At 48.2% G+C, this 12,417-nt stretch carries 14 protein-coding genes and 2 tRNA genes; 6 read left to right on the top strand and 10 right to left on the bottom strand.

Annotation, left to right across the window (positions count from 1 at the left end):
- Positions 1-30: 30 nt before the first annotated feature.
- The 6 genes from ACXAH1_RS03600 to nhaR form a co-directional block, all read right to left on the bottom strand.
- The gene (locus ACXAH1_RS03600) at positions 31-273 is read right to left on the bottom strand and encodes a hydrogenase subunit MbhD domain-containing protein (protein ID WP_475193876.1); all 243 of its coding nucleotides are present in this window, start codon (positions 271-273) and stop codon (positions 31-33) included.
- Positions 260-604, bottom strand: a complete 345-nt coding sequence (locus tag ACXAH1_RS03595) for a monovalent cation/H(+) antiporter subunit G (RefSeq protein ID WP_475193873.1) — start codon at positions 602-604, stop codon at positions 260-262. The genes ACXAH1_RS03600 and ACXAH1_RS03595 overlap by 14 nt, the downstream gene beginning before the upstream one ends.
- Positions 601-858, bottom strand: a complete 258-nt coding sequence (locus ACXAH1_RS03590) for an MrpF/PhaF family protein (RefSeq protein WP_138546157.1) — start codon at positions 856-858, stop codon at positions 601-603. Before ACXAH1_RS03590 ends, ACXAH1_RS03595 begins: the two co-directional genes overlap by 4 nt.
- The gene (locus ACXAH1_RS03585) at positions 855-1,415 is read right to left on the bottom strand and encodes a Na+/H+ antiporter subunit E (protein WP_475193870.1); all 561 of its coding nucleotides are present in this window, start codon (positions 1,413-1,415) and stop codon (positions 855-857) included. The genes ACXAH1_RS03590 and ACXAH1_RS03585 overlap by 4 nt, the downstream gene beginning before the upstream one ends.
- Positions 1,412-4,174, bottom strand: a complete 2,763-nt coding sequence (locus ACXAH1_RS03580) for a cation-transporting P-type ATPase (protein WP_475193868.1) — start codon at positions 4,172-4,174, stop codon at positions 1,412-1,414. Before ACXAH1_RS03580 ends, ACXAH1_RS03585 begins: the two co-directional genes overlap by 4 nt.
- 146 nt (positions 4,175-4,320) lie before the next feature.
- Positions 4,321-5,223, bottom strand: coding sequence for a transcriptional activator NhaR (gene nhaR, locus ACXAH1_RS03575; protein ID WP_475193865.1), 903 nt, complete (start codon positions 5,221-5,223; stop codon positions 4,321-4,323).
- 170 nt (positions 5,224-5,393) lie between these two features.
- Between nhaR and ACXAH1_RS03570 the strand changes: the two genes are divergently transcribed.
- A complete protein-coding gene (locus ACXAH1_RS03570) occupies positions 5,394-5,699 on the top strand; it encodes a hypothetical protein (RefSeq protein ID WP_475193864.1) in 306 nt (101 codons plus the stop codon).
- Positions 5,700-5,758: 59 nt separating this feature from the next.
- Here ACXAH1_RS03570 and ACXAH1_RS03565 read toward each other — a convergent pair.
- A tRNA-Ser gene (locus tag ACXAH1_RS03565) sits at positions 5,759-5,849 on the bottom strand.
- A 58-nt stretch (positions 5,850-5,907) separates the two neighbouring features.
- A tRNA-Ser gene (locus ACXAH1_RS03560) sits at positions 5,908-5,998 on the bottom strand.
- A 261-nt stretch (positions 5,999-6,259) separates the two neighbouring features.
- On the opposite strand from ACXAH1_RS03560, the gene ACXAH1_RS03555 reads away from it, so the two are divergent.
- Genes ACXAH1_RS03555 through ACXAH1_RS03535 form a run of 5 tightly spaced genes read left to right on the top strand, consistent with a single transcriptional unit; the run spans position 6,260 to position 8,293 of the window.
- Positions 6,260-6,925 (top strand): Bax inhibitor-1/YccA family protein, encoded by a 666-nt coding sequence (locus ACXAH1_RS03555; protein ID WP_138550624.1) that lies wholly within the window; start codon positions 6,260-6,262, stop codon positions 6,923-6,925.
- Between the two features lie 54 nt (positions 6,926-6,979).
- A complete protein-coding gene (locus tag ACXAH1_RS03550; protein ID WP_475193861.1) occupies positions 6,980-7,333 on the top strand; it encodes a DsrE family protein in 354 nt (117 codons plus the stop codon).
- On the top strand, positions 7,330-7,689 hold the full coding sequence (gene tusC, locus ACXAH1_RS03545; protein ID WP_475193860.1) for a sulfurtransferase complex subunit TusC: 360 nt from the start codon (positions 7,330-7,332) through the stop codon (positions 7,687-7,689). The genes ACXAH1_RS03550 and tusC overlap by 4 nt, the downstream gene beginning before the upstream one ends.
- Positions 7,686-7,961, top strand: a complete 276-nt coding sequence (locus ACXAH1_RS03540; protein ID WP_475193857.1) for a hypothetical protein — start codon at positions 7,686-7,688, stop codon at positions 7,959-7,961. Before tusC ends, ACXAH1_RS03540 begins: the two co-directional genes overlap by 4 nt.
- Before the next feature lie 2 nt (positions 7,962-7,963).
- Positions 7,964-8,293: a TusE/DsrC/DsvC family sulfur relay protein gene (locus ACXAH1_RS03535; protein WP_010386021.1), complete on the top strand. Its 330-nt coding sequence runs from the start codon at positions 7,964-7,966 to the stop codon at positions 8,291-8,293.
- A gap of 12 nt (positions 8,294-8,305) precedes the next feature.
- Here ACXAH1_RS03535 and ACXAH1_RS03530 read toward each other — a convergent pair whose 3' ends face one another.
- Positions 8,306-10,294, bottom strand: coding sequence for a propionyl-CoA synthetase (locus ACXAH1_RS03530; protein ID WP_475193856.1), 1,989 nt, complete (start codon positions 10,292-10,294; stop codon positions 8,306-8,308).
- Positions 10,295-10,419: 125 nt separating this feature from the next.
- The gene (locus tag ACXAH1_RS03525; protein WP_475193854.1) at positions 10,420-12,117 is read right to left on the bottom strand and encodes a hypothetical protein; all 1,698 of its coding nucleotides are present in this window, start codon (positions 12,115-12,117) and stop codon (positions 10,420-10,422) included.
- Positions 12,118-12,417: the final 300 nt, after the last annotated feature.

The following is a 12,417-nucleotide window of genomic DNA, read 5'->3' as shown; positions in this document are numbered from 1 at the left end:
TTACCTCTGTTGTTATTATCTAACGCAGTTTTATTGGTTGAGCTGTCGACGTGTGGCGATAAGCAATGCGCCAGTCAAACCCGCTCCAATCGCCGCCTCTGCGATGGCAACATCCCACGCACCCAGCCTGACCCAGGCAAGCGTTACTAGCAGGCCCATGCTGATAAACAGTAAAATCGCCTGAAATAGGTCTTTGGCTGTGAGACACAATATTGCGGTTACTAAGGCCCCGCTGCCTAATAGCAGGTCGATAAATAACTCACCGCTTATCATGCACAGCCTCCTGTTCTTCCAGTCTGCTCCGGTGTTCTACCGGGTGTTCACCTTGATCCAAACCTGTGTGACTGGCTAATAAATAGCAAGAGACGGCTCCTGCCAACATCACAGCGACCCAAATCAACAACAGCTGAATTGCATCTGCTACTTCTACAACCTGAGGTAACACCCCCAGCACGACAAACCCTAAGCCCAGATTGTCGGCCTTGGTCAGCGCATGCAGCCGGGATAACTCGTCTGGAAAACGCCACAGACCAACGCCCCCAGCAATGAAAAAGAAAACCCCAAGCGTCACCATAACTACACTGTACCAGTCAAAAAATGTCATGATTTAGTGTCTCCCATTTTGACCAAAATGACCGTTGCGGTCGGAGCCAGCAGGGCCAATACAAGCGCTACGTTAAATAAAGCGCTTTGTTGATATACAACTGCCAGCAGCGCCAAAATCGCAACGCCTATGGTGCCAAACAGTTGTAGAGACAGTATCCGGTTAAGCTTCGATGGGCCCAGCCAGAGCCGCCACAGCCCGCCAAGCAGAACCAGGGTTAAAATTGTAATAACCAGGTTTAAATACTCACTCATAGTTGCTCCTTCAAAACCGGCACCACTTGCTTATCTAGTTCTAAATCAAACAAATAGGCGATCTTTTGTTCACAGTCAATCACATCCCGATAATTGCTTTCATTTACTTCCAGCATGTGTACCAACAAGAAATCACCATTCAGTTGGGCACTCAACGTGCCTGGTAGTAAGCTGATCAGGTGAATAAACCACAGCTGTGTATGGCCCGAAGGCAAACGTAGCGGATAAGAAACCGTACCAGGGCGCATTTCAATGCGGTGAGCAAAAGCCAGCCGCGCTGTTTGTATTCCCCCTTTCAACGAGTTAAGCAAAAAATACGGCAGCAGGCGCAACAGACGACCATAATGCAGCTGCCCTGTTCCAGAATGAACAGGCACGGCTGCCGCGTTATGAAAAAGACGCATGCTCATCCAGACCGACACAGGCACAACGAAAATACCTATTGCCCAGGAGGACCAAACCCCTTTTGTGAGCAGCAGCCATAAAGCGCTGAAGATCACTGCCCGGATAAGCAAGGTCCGTTTGTCTGAATTGTGAGAATGCGTCTTTTTATTCATACTGATTCACTCACTCTGTTGGTATTTGAATCTGAGGTTGGCTGTGGTTCTTTGTTGCGACTGCGCAGGTGCTTTTCAGCTCCGACAATCAGCGAAATCATCCAGCCACAGACAATAACTCGTAACCAGGCCTCAAGTGAGATAGGTGCACTCTGGAACCAGTCATTCATCAAGGGCAGGTAGGTAAACAGCAACTGTAATGCCATCATCAGCGCGATGCCTATCCAGATCCAGCGGTTTGAAAACAAGCCAACCGAAAATACCGACCGTTCCAACGAGCGACAGTTGAACAGGTAGAATGCTTCACCGACCACAAACATAGCGACTGCGACGGTTCTGGCTTGCGCTTCAGTTGCGCCCCACATTAATTCAAGCTCGTATAAGCCAAAGGCCGTGATACACAATAAAGAGGACACCAACAAAATTCGCCACATTAAGATCCTGTCAATGATAGGAGCATCCGGATCGTAGGGTGGACGGTCCATAATGCCCTTTTCTCTGGGCTCAAACGCCAGCATCAGACCGAGTAAAATGGCAGTGGTCATGTTGACCCACAGAATATGCACCGGCAATAACGGCAGTGACACGCCAAGTAACACCGCAAGTAAAATCACCAGGCCTTCGCCACCGTTGGTTGGTAAGGTCCAGACAATAAACTTCTTCAGATTGTCAAAGACACCCCGACCTTCCTCAACAGCAGCCCGCACAGTGGCAAAGTTATCATCAGTCAGCATCATATCCGACGCATCTCTGGCCACTTCAGTGCCATTGAGTGCCATGGCAACACCAATGTCGGCCCGTCTGAGCGCGGGCGCATCATTAACACCATCCCCAGTCATGGCCACAACATGGCCTTCGGCCTGTAACGATTTCACCAGCTGAAGTTTATTTTCAGGGCTGACCCGTGCAAACACATCATTATTACAGGCAATATCACTGAACTCATGCTCCGATAGGTCACCAAGCTGATAGCCCGTAACGGTTTTTCCTGCGCTTTGCGGTTGAATAATGCCGAGCTGCTTGGCAATACTGGTGGCAGTCAGCGCATGATCTCCGGTGATCATCTTGACCCGGATCCCGGCTCTGTGACAGGCAGCAACAGCTTCAATGGCCTCAGGACGAGGCGGATCTATCATTGCTTGTAGCCCCAGGAACACCAGCTCCTGAGCAACATCGTCATGGCTCAGGCTCGTTTGCTCCCGACTTGTCGCTTTGCTGGCAAAAGCCAGTACGCGCAAGCCTTTAGCAGCCAAGCGTTCGGCTTGTTGCTCAATCGCCCCCTGATCAAGAGGAATAGAGGCGCCCTGCTCATTAAGCATAAACCGACATTTAGGCAGAATACTCTCGATAGATCCCTTCATATGGATTATACGCGTGTCGTCGACGTCATCCAGGGTGGCCATATACTGATACTCTGATTGAAATGGTATGCAATCAATTCGTTTGGCATTCAGGCTTTCTGAGGCCATATTAGCTTTACGTGCAGACACCAGTAATGCTGCCTCGGTCGGATCACCGCTGATACGCCACTGTGCATTTCCTGTATCCGGTGCCAAGAGTTGAGCATCGTTGCACAGCGCACCAGCTCTGAGTGTTGCATAAAGACCAGGCTGGGTGTTGGCCTCAACTGTGGCTGACTGTAACTCAGACTGCGACATGTGAGTTTGGATCTCACCAGCAGGATCGTAACCATTGCCAGATACCGCATAGAGCTGCCCGCCGCTGTAGATCTGCTCTACGGTCATCTCATTTTTGGTCAAAGTACCAGTCTTGTCGGAGCAGATAATGGTGGTACTTCCCAGCGTTTCAACCGCGGGTAGATTACGAATAACGGCTTTACGTTTAGCCATGCGGGAAACGCCAATGGCCAGCATAATCGTGACTGCTGCAGGCAAACCTTCCGGAATAGCCCCCACAGCTAAAGCAACCGCGGCCATAAAGGAGTCAAGTAGTGGTTGTCCGTGCAAGTACCCTATCAGCAAAGTAATCGCAGCCAGGCCGACAATCGCATATAACAAGACATGACTAAATTGCTTGATGCGTTTGGTCAACGGTGTGTCCAGCGTTGGCGTCGTCGCGATCAGCTCAGAAATTTTACCTATTTCGGTGTTATCACCAGTTTCAGTCACTACCCCAACGCCGGTACCATAAACCACCAGCGTCGATGAAAACGCCATATTCTGGCGGTCTCCCAGCAACGCTTCTTTGGCAAGCACCTCAAGGTTTTTCTCCACAGGTACGGATTCTCCGGTCAGTGCCGACTCATCAACCTGTAAATCTCTGACCTTCACCAGGCGCATATCCGCGGTCACTTTATCACCGGCCTGCAGCAGTACAATGTCGCCAGGCACCAGTTGTTGTGCAGCAATGGTCGTTTTTACCCCATCACGGATCACGGTTGCGGTTGATTTGATACTGCCAGACAAGGCATTGATGGCATTGATGGCTTTAGATTCTTGCACAAAACCAATGATGGCGTTGAGTAGCACCACAGCAAAAATGACGATGGCGTCGACCCACTCCTGGAGTGCCAGCGTCACCACCACTGCCGAAAGCAAGATGTAAACCAAAGGCTGATGGAACTGCAGGGCAAACCGTTTTATCGGTCCGTCTCCATCATGTTTAGTAATGGCGTTCGGCCCAAACTGGGCTTGTTGCCTGTCGACCTGTTGCGGTGATAAGCCCTGCTCCGGGTCGGCCTCGAACTGCTTGAGTACTGCTTCTGAGTGTTGACTGTGCCAGTCTTTCAGATCTTGCATAAAACACCTCGGGAACTAGTTGTACTAAAACTATACTAGGGTGCAGCAATGCTATGTAAAACTCGAATTATTAAATTTTAAGCGTCGAAAAATACGAACTGTAATTTTGGCACAAGGTTGATCTTTTACCACTTTGATAACGTAGCTCATTTGAATAACGACGATTTGGCTGTATTGAATATCGCAGCAATAGCCGGGTGTCGGATTTTTCGCTCTGCTGAAATCGCATAAAACTTTTGTTTTATGTTTGGCAGCTCACCCACCGGGCGTACATGGAATGCATCACACACATCTTGAGCAATGGTACTGGGCATAAAAAACAGCCCCAAACCAGACTGGCCAAACGATTTCATTAACGCACTGTCGTCAAACTGCGCCACGATATTGGGGTGAATATTCTGATCGCTCAACCAAAAATCAAACTCTTTGCGAATTTCATGTTGCTGTGTCGGCAGTAATAAAGGTGCATTATTAAGCGACATAGGAAAATTCTGGGCGTATTGTCTGGCAAGTGCTGGGGCCGCCAAAAAGGTAATACTACTTTCTCCCAGCAAATGGTTATACGCCTTTACACTGAACGCCCCTGTAACAGGCACATCACTCAACACTAAGTCAACTTTATGAACCGCCAAGTCTGCAAGCATACTTTCTACTGGCCCTTCCAGGCTAGTCAGGCGAATGTCCTGCTCAATATGCATGGCAGGCTCAATAATCTTATGGACTATGGTTTTGGGCAATACACTGGAGGCGCCAACAATAAACTCTGCCGGGCCCACAGCACTGTTGCCTTTTAAAACATCACTCAACTCATTACCCAACTCAAAGATCTCATCAGCGTAGCGCAATACGACTCTGCCAGTGTCGGTTAGTCGCAGCCCACGGCCCTCTTTTTGCAAAAGCTCATTACCGACGCGCTCTTCGAGCAAAGACAACTGACCGCTGATGGTTTGCGGGGTAATGTTCAGCTTAGCACTGGCCTTGGCAATACTGCCCTCATGCGCAACAGCCCAGAAGTACTTTAAGTGTTTGTAGTTAATGACATCCTGCATGGGGCTTCCTCATAGTTAAAGACACTTCGAATAATCCGAACTGTAGTATATAGAACAAACGATTTCACTTAATTCTTTTCGATTGATACGCTTGATGAGGTAGCACGATCACATTACAGGCGACGTTTAAGCAGATAAACGAACTTTAAATCAATTAATGAGAGTAAATTATGTGGGTAGATGTGTTTTCATCCCATAGTGACACGACAGAAGCCGAAAACAATCATGTAGATGCACAAATCAGGCTTATGCTTGGCCGCTATGCAGGGCAAATTGACAAAGTCGAAGTTTATGTTTTGACGGATGAAAACCAGTTAGACGACATTCAACAAGTTCACTGTACGATCCGAGTCGGGCTGAGAGGCTATCAGCAGGTTGAAGTGAATGAGGTGGCAGATAAGGCGTCCGATGCAATTAATGCCTGCGCTCACCGGGCTAAACGTTACGTAAAACGCGCACTGAGGCTATCAGGCTAGCAACCTGTGCAAGATGAAAAAGTAAAAAGGCCGCGAGTCTGAGACTTGCGGCCTTAATATGGCGGAGAGATAGGGATTTGAACCCTAGATACGCTATTAACGTATGCCGGTTTTCAAGACCGGTGCTTTCAACCACTCAGCCATCTCTCCAAAACAGATTGTATAAACCCGCCAGTGAACCTCACTTGGCAGATTTTCGTAAAATTAGTGGCGGAGAGATAGGGATTTGAACCCTAGATACGCTATTAACGTATGCCGGTTTTCAAGACCGGTGCTTTCAACCGCTCAGCCATCTCTCCGCAGCGGGGCGAATATTAGTGAATCCTGACGCCCTTGTGAAGCTTTTTTTTCGCTTTTTTGTTTAATTGGTTAAATTTCATTTTATTTGTACAAACATCGGACACATTGAGAGGTTTTATGGTCAATAATCGGGAGTTTGAGAACTTTTAGCACAATTTTAGGGTCTACTGATCCAGAAAGGTTTGCCGAGCGATTTAACTCTTGGTAATCTTGACCTAGAATAATTTTCGGAACATTGTGTTTCTAATAAGGAGCTGATAATGGCGTTCAATCATTCGTACACTGGCCAAAAAGTGGCTATGTCGACGGTCGAAACTAACAAGGTGCTTAAAAACACCTACTTCCTACTGGCAATGACACTGGCATTTAGTGCGATTACTGCTGCCATCTCTATGACTATGGCACTACCGCGCTTCACCGGTCTTGTCTGTTCACTGGTTGCTTTTGGTCTTTTGTTCGTGATCCAGAAAAAAGCGAACTCTAGCTCAGCGATTGGTTTGGTTTTCCTGTTCACAGGTCTACTTGGCTTTGGCTTGGGTCCATTGCTTAACCACTATGCCTCGATGCCCAATGGCAGCTTGCTGATTGCACAAGCGCTGGGTTCAACAGCGTTGGTGTTCTTTGGTTTATCTGCTTACGCACTAACAACCAAAAAAGACTTCTCCTTCATGGGCGGCTTCCTGGTTGTAGGTATGCTGGTCGTGATTGTCTCTAGCCTGGTTAACCTGTTTATCGGTAGTTCAGTTGCCTTTATCGCGATTAACGCCGCTGTTGTATTACTGATGTCTGGCTTTATCCTGTATGACACCAGCCGCATCGTAAATGGTGGTGAAACAAACTACATCCTGGCAACAGTAAGCCTGTACCTGAGCATCTACAATCTGTTCACGTCTATCCTTGCGCTACTTGGCTCAAGTGATGACTAATCTGCTCAGTTTGCTAAAATAAGCCCCATTCGGGGCTTTTTTTATGAGTAACTTTTGAGCCAGTACGTACTTTCCCTGCACAGCGATGTCAGTGACCACGATGCATTGCAGCAACTGCTGCGATTCGCTAATGCTTTAAAAGCACAAGATCACCAAATTGAATGTATCTTTCTTTATCAGCAAGCCGTTTTGTTTGCCAGTCCGCATTTCAGCCTGGCCAGCGATGAACTTCAGCCAGCTCAGGTATGGCAATCCCTGCATGACGCAGGTATTGCGCTCAAGCTATGTGTTACAGCGGCAGAAAAGCACGGGCTGGATACCACACAGTGTGCTCCTTTTGAGGTTGCAGGGTTGGCGGAATTTGCCATGTTAGCAACCAAAGCAGATAAGTGGGTGCAATTTAAATGAGTGAAAACATTCTGGTGATCAACCACACCGCTCCTTTCGATGGTGCACATATCCGCGAAGGGCTAGATATGGCACTGATTTTTGCTGCGCTGGATCAGAACATCTCCTGGCTTTTCAAGGGCCCAGCCGTATTAGCCCTAAAACAAGGCAATGATGCATCCACACTGGGAATTAAAAACTACTTTAAACAGCTTAAAACGCTGGAGATTTATGATGTTGAGCAAGTCTATGTATGTGCCGAAGCCATGAAGCGCTTTGCGCTTACCCCTGACGACCTGAATATCGACGCTCAGCTTCTGACTGTAGACGAACAGCAAGCATTGCTGTCTCAACAAAGTAAGGTGGTCAGTTTATGAGCCTCTCCACGTTACATATTTTTTCTAAGCCGCTGAGTTACTATCATGACGTATTCAGTACAGGTTTGCTCGCTAAGCAGGATGTGATACTGCTCACAAGAGACGCCTGTTATGATCAGGCAGCATGGCGCGCACTAAGTACTAATCGTACTTGTATGCTGAATGTCTGTGCACTGGCACGCGGTATCAGTGTGCAAAAAAATATCGAACCGCTCAGCGACCAACAGTGGATCACGCTGGTTGAGCAATGCAATAAAACTATTACGTGGTAACTATGCTCGTTTTTCAAGACAAACAGATCGAAACAGATAAAGAAGGCTACCTGCTAAATCATCAGGACTGGCATAAAGAACTGGCGCCATTGTTGGCGGAGCAAGAGAATATTACGCTCACAGACGCACATTGGGAGGTCGTCAACTTCGTCCGCGACTTTTATGAAGAGTACAATACCAGCCCGGCCATTCGTATGCTGGTTAAAGCCATTGGTCAAAAGCTGGGTGAAGACAAAGGCAAAAGCATCTACTTGTATAAGTTGTTTCCGAAGGGACCTGCAAAGCAAGCCACTAAGATAGCCGGCCTGCCAAAACCGGCTAAATGTATCTAGCTCTTTGTATCGTTATGGCTGTGTGGCATGCCACAGCACACTGATTTCATCAAGCGTGGCAGGGTCGTCAATGGTCGACGGGACTGTCATCGCTTCACCATCCACCAGCTGGCGTAAGTTTTTGCGTAGTATCTTTCCGGAACGTGTTTTTGGTAATCGCTCTACGACCAGAATTTGCTTCAGACAGGCAATTGCCCCTATTTTGCCCCGAACAGACTGAACGAGTGCTTCGCGTAACTGTTCCTGGGTAAGTTCCACGCCATCTTTAAGCACCACCATAGCCACAGGCACCTGGCCTTTTAGCTCATCTTTAGCCGCAAATACGGCACATTCGGCTACAGCCTCATGCGCAGCAACGACCTCTTCCATCTCTCCGGTCGACAAACGATGACCAGCCACGTTTATCACATCATCCGTGCGTCCCATAATAAACAAATACCCTTCTTCATCCAGGTAGCCCCCGTCACCTGACAAGTAATAACCTGGAAATTCAGACAAATAGCCTTGTTTAAAACGACTGCTATTTTGCCAGATGTTACTCAGGCAACCAGGTGGTAAAGGAGTCTTAATTGCAATTAACCCTTGCTCATTAGGCGCACAAGGCTCGCCGTTCGCATCCAGTATGCTTAGTTGATAACCCGGTGTTGGCACCGACGAACTGCCCGCTTTAGTCGGTAAAGGTGATAACCCCATTGGATTAGCGGCAATGGGCCAGCCCGTTTCGGTTTGCCACCAGTGGTCAATAACCGGCAGGCGCGTGACAGATTGTAGCCAGTCATAGGTCGCGGGGTCCAGGCGCTCACCCGCAAGAAACAAGGTTTGTAATGAGCGGGTATCATATTGTGAAAACAATTTACCTTCAGGGTCTTCTTTCTTAATAGCACGAAACGCAGTCGGCGCACTGAACAGCGCATTCACCTGATATTCCTCAACTACCCGCCAAAATGCACCAGCATCCGGAGTTCTGACCGGCTTGCCCTCGTACAACAAAGTTGTACAACCAAACAGAAGTGGTGCATATACAATATAAGAGTGGCCCACTACCCAGCCGATATCAGACGCGGCCCAAAATACCTGACCTGGTTTCATACCATATACCGTTTCCATACTATAGTGCAGCGCTACAGCATGACCACCATTTTCACGCACAACGCCTTTTGGGGTGCCGGTCGTACCGGAGGTGTACAAGATATAAAGAGGGTGCGTTGCACTCAATGGCACAGCATCGGCCTGCGGGGCCGCAGCAACCAGCTCACACCAGTCAAGATCACGCGGCGCAGACATGTGTGCACGATACTGAGGACGTTGCCAGACAATCGCGTGCTCTATTTGATGCTCCGCCAGAGCCAACGCTTCATCCAGCATGGGCTTATATTCAATCACCCTGCCAACTTCAACACCACAGGATGCACTCAACACCAGCTTAGGTTTTGCATCATCAATGCGTACCGCAAGCTCTTTGGGTGCAAAGCCACCAAACACCACAGAATGAATTGCCCCGATCCGTGCACATGCCAGCATGGCTATCACAGCTTGCGGGATCATCGGCATGTAGATTACCACCCTATCTCCGGCTATCACACCAAGCTTACTGAGCGCCCCGGCGAATGTACTGACCTCGTCGAGCAATTGTGAATAGGTGTAGTTCTGCTTTTGTCCTGTTACCGGTGAATCATAAATCAGTGCGGCTTGCTTACCTCTGCCCTCGTTTACCTGATGATCCAGTGCAAGATAGCTGGTGTTTAGTCTGCCATCTTCAAACCAGTGACTTAACGACGACTCGTCGTAACTGACTCCGATTTTAGGTGGGGTATGCCAGTTGATGCGGCCGGCCTGATTGAGCCAGAATGCCTCTGGATTTTGCTCAAATTGTTCGTATGCCCGTTGATAGGCTTGATATGCAGTTGTTGTCATAATGATTTCCTGTTGGGCCGGGTTTGGCAGGTTGAAACTCTGCCAACTGGTTAAAACCCGGTTAACGACCGATACCCTATTAAACATAGAATTACTGAAATAAAGACAACACTAGACATTGGTCGATGCCAGGAAGAAATTTGATCTGTCGCAAACTTTCGATTAGCCGAAAAAGTTAAAGGCCCTCTGCCGAGAGCCCGGTTTGATTCAATTTATTCATCAACAGGCCAGGTATAAGGGACCGTAGGCACCGACAAGCCTCGATCGGTTATAGATTCAGCTACTGTCTTGCTTGGATCAGTTGGCGCCCACAGATCCTGACTGAACGCCAGCGTCGCATCTTCCTGAGCGATATCGCCTAATATTCCACTGGCATCAATATCAAACACAAAGCTGCCCGTGCCGTCATAGCTGCACGAAGCCGTTGGTGCATATTCAATATTCGCTTTGCTACCACTGCCGTCATAGGTAGCCGTTGCAGTGTCGTACTGGAAGAATTGGCGTTGCGAGAATGCCTGCATACTGTGATCGTTTCCCGGACCAGCCCAATTACAGATAAAGCCTTGGATCAGCCCGTCGGTGTCCTCTATTTTCGACCCATAGCCAAAGTGCGCTTCGCCATTATCCAGACTGGGGGAGTTAAACCCGATATTAAAAATTCGGCTGTTACTGTCGTTAACTCCGGCCTGCCAGACATAGGCATATTGCCCGGCCAATGTGGTCAGGTCAAAGTTCGCACCAAATATCGAAAAGTTTTCGCTCCAACCATCGGGATTATCGACGTTGTGATACTTGTTGTTCACATCTACCTGGTTATCAGTATTGAACATACCACTGTTACCGTGACCACATAGGGTGACCACTCTGGCTTGTAAGGACATGTTGTCTCCAGCCCGCTCATAAGCCAAAGAGCCCGCCCGGGTACGCTCATTTTGGGCGCAATTTCCGCCGGGAAATTCAATGCCACTCACGCCTTGTTCGCCTTCCACCAAATAAGTCAGATGACCTGAATAATTCAACAGATCGGCGCCGGGAGTATGAGCCATAGAGAGTGAAATATCGTAGTCGGAACCACTGACTGTATAAGTGAGCGAAACGGTATATTGCCATTCACTGCCAGCACGAGTGATAGCGGCAGTGCTGAACGTCACACCAGAAACGCCTTTGGCATTCATTTCACCGGTTACATCAATACTGCTGCCATCTGCAGGCAGGCTCATACCAGAGTCAAGCGCCGCAGAAACCATGCTGGCTAAGGTCATCAGGCTCATTCGCGATTGATCTCTCAGACCACTCAACAACGCGTTGGTCTGAGCCACAGCACAGGCATTGCCATCAGTGTCACTCTCTAACCACAGCCCTAAGTCGCCACCTGGTAAAGTGCCGGAAGCTGAGGCTGGATCGGTTGCATCAGGGTGACCTGTATAAGCGACCTGAGGACCAAAGCATGCTGCATTAGTACTATTGCGATAAAATGACTGAACTTTAAAGACATCCAGCAAAGGCACTGTACCATTGAGTATGCGACCAATCCGCTGTGTCGACCACAAATAAGTGGGAACTGAAGGCCCGTACTCTACCGCAGGCCGAGCGCCAAAACCACGCTCCACCTCGTTGCTGCTATCACTAAAAGGAGATGATGCCATTACCTCACGGGGGAAATAGGCGCCACGCGAATCATCCGGCTCGTTCTGATCAGCACCATCATCCGAGCCGTTGTCGCCAGACCCTGCATCACCCGAGCTATCTCCTTCAGAACCGTTATTACTGCCCCCCGAATCACCATCGGATGAATCATCAGAAGGGGCTTGTTGTTGATCCTGAGCGTTGGTGTTACCAGGTTCCTCGTTGTCTGACGATGAACACCCAGCCAATAATGCCAGTAAAATATAAGGAATATATGTTTTCATAGTTGCATACCTTGTTGTCTAACCCGCTTTAAAGGTAAGCCAAAAAGACCGGTAGCTCAAAAAACAACCACCCTGAAGTGTGAAAATATGTTTTGCACTTCAGTGCTAAGGCTTTGATGTTTCTACTTTTGCACAAAGTTAGCAAAAGTATGTATTCTCATTTAGATTTCAGAAAATAAACTAGCGTAGTGATTACATTACAATTTATTGAATTTTTCAGAACAAAAGATTGTAATCTGCAAAGTACACAAATTAAACAACTTATTACAATTGAAGCTGTGTGTTATTTAACTTGTACCG

The sequence above is a fragment of the Pseudoalteromonas sp. AWH4_217 genome (assembly GCF_056161105.1).
The sequence above is the reverse complement of the archived record's forward strand: the minus strand, read 5'-3'. Positions and strand labels throughout refer to the sequence as shown.

Coding starts and splice junctions, on each gene's coding strand:
- ACXAH1_RS03600 (WP_475193876.1), bottom strand. CDS start 273: ATGATAAGCGGTGAGTTATTTATCGACCTGCTATTAGGCAGCGGGGCC.
- ACXAH1_RS03595 (WP_475193873.1), bottom strand. CDS start 604: ATGACATTTTTTGACTGGTACAGTGTAGTTATGGTGACGCTTGGGGTT.
- ACXAH1_RS03590 (WP_138546157.1), bottom strand. CDS start 858: ATGAGTGAGTATTTAAACCTGGTTATTACAATTTTAACCCTGGTTCTG.
- ACXAH1_RS03585 (WP_475193870.1), bottom strand. CDS start 1,415: ATGAATAAAAAGACGCATTCTCACAATTCAGACAAACGGACCTTGCTT.
- ACXAH1_RS03580 (WP_475193868.1), bottom strand. CDS start 4,174: ATGCAAGATCTGAAAGACTGGCACAGTCAACACTCAGAAGCAGTACTC.
- nhaR (WP_475193865.1), bottom strand. CDS start 5,223: ATGCAGGATGTCATTAACTACAAACACTTAAAGTACTTCTGGGCTGTT.
- ACXAH1_RS03570 (WP_475193864.1), top strand. CDS start 5,394: ATGTGGGTAGATGTGTTTTCATCCCATAGTGACACGACAGAAGCCGAA.
- ACXAH1_RS03555 (WP_138550624.1), top strand. CDS start 6,260: ATGGCGTTCAATCATTCGTACACTGGCCAAAAAGTGGCTATGTCGACG.
- tusC (WP_475193860.1), top strand. CDS start 7,330: ATGAGTGAAAACATTCTGGTGATCAACCACACCGCTCCTTTCGATGGT.
- ACXAH1_RS03540 (WP_475193857.1), top strand. CDS start 7,686: ATGAGCCTCTCCACGTTACATATTTTTTCTAAGCCGCTGAGTTACTAT.
- ACXAH1_RS03535 (WP_010386021.1), top strand. CDS start 7,964: ATGCTCGTTTTTCAAGACAAACAGATCGAAACAGATAAAGAAGGCTAC.
- ACXAH1_RS03530 (WP_475193856.1), bottom strand. CDS start 10,294: ATGTTTAATAGGGTATCGGTCGTTAACCGGGTTTTAACCAGTTGGCAG.
- ACXAH1_RS03525 (WP_475193854.1), bottom strand. CDS start 12,117: ATGAAAACATATATTCCTTATATTTTACTGGCATTATTGGCTGGGTGT.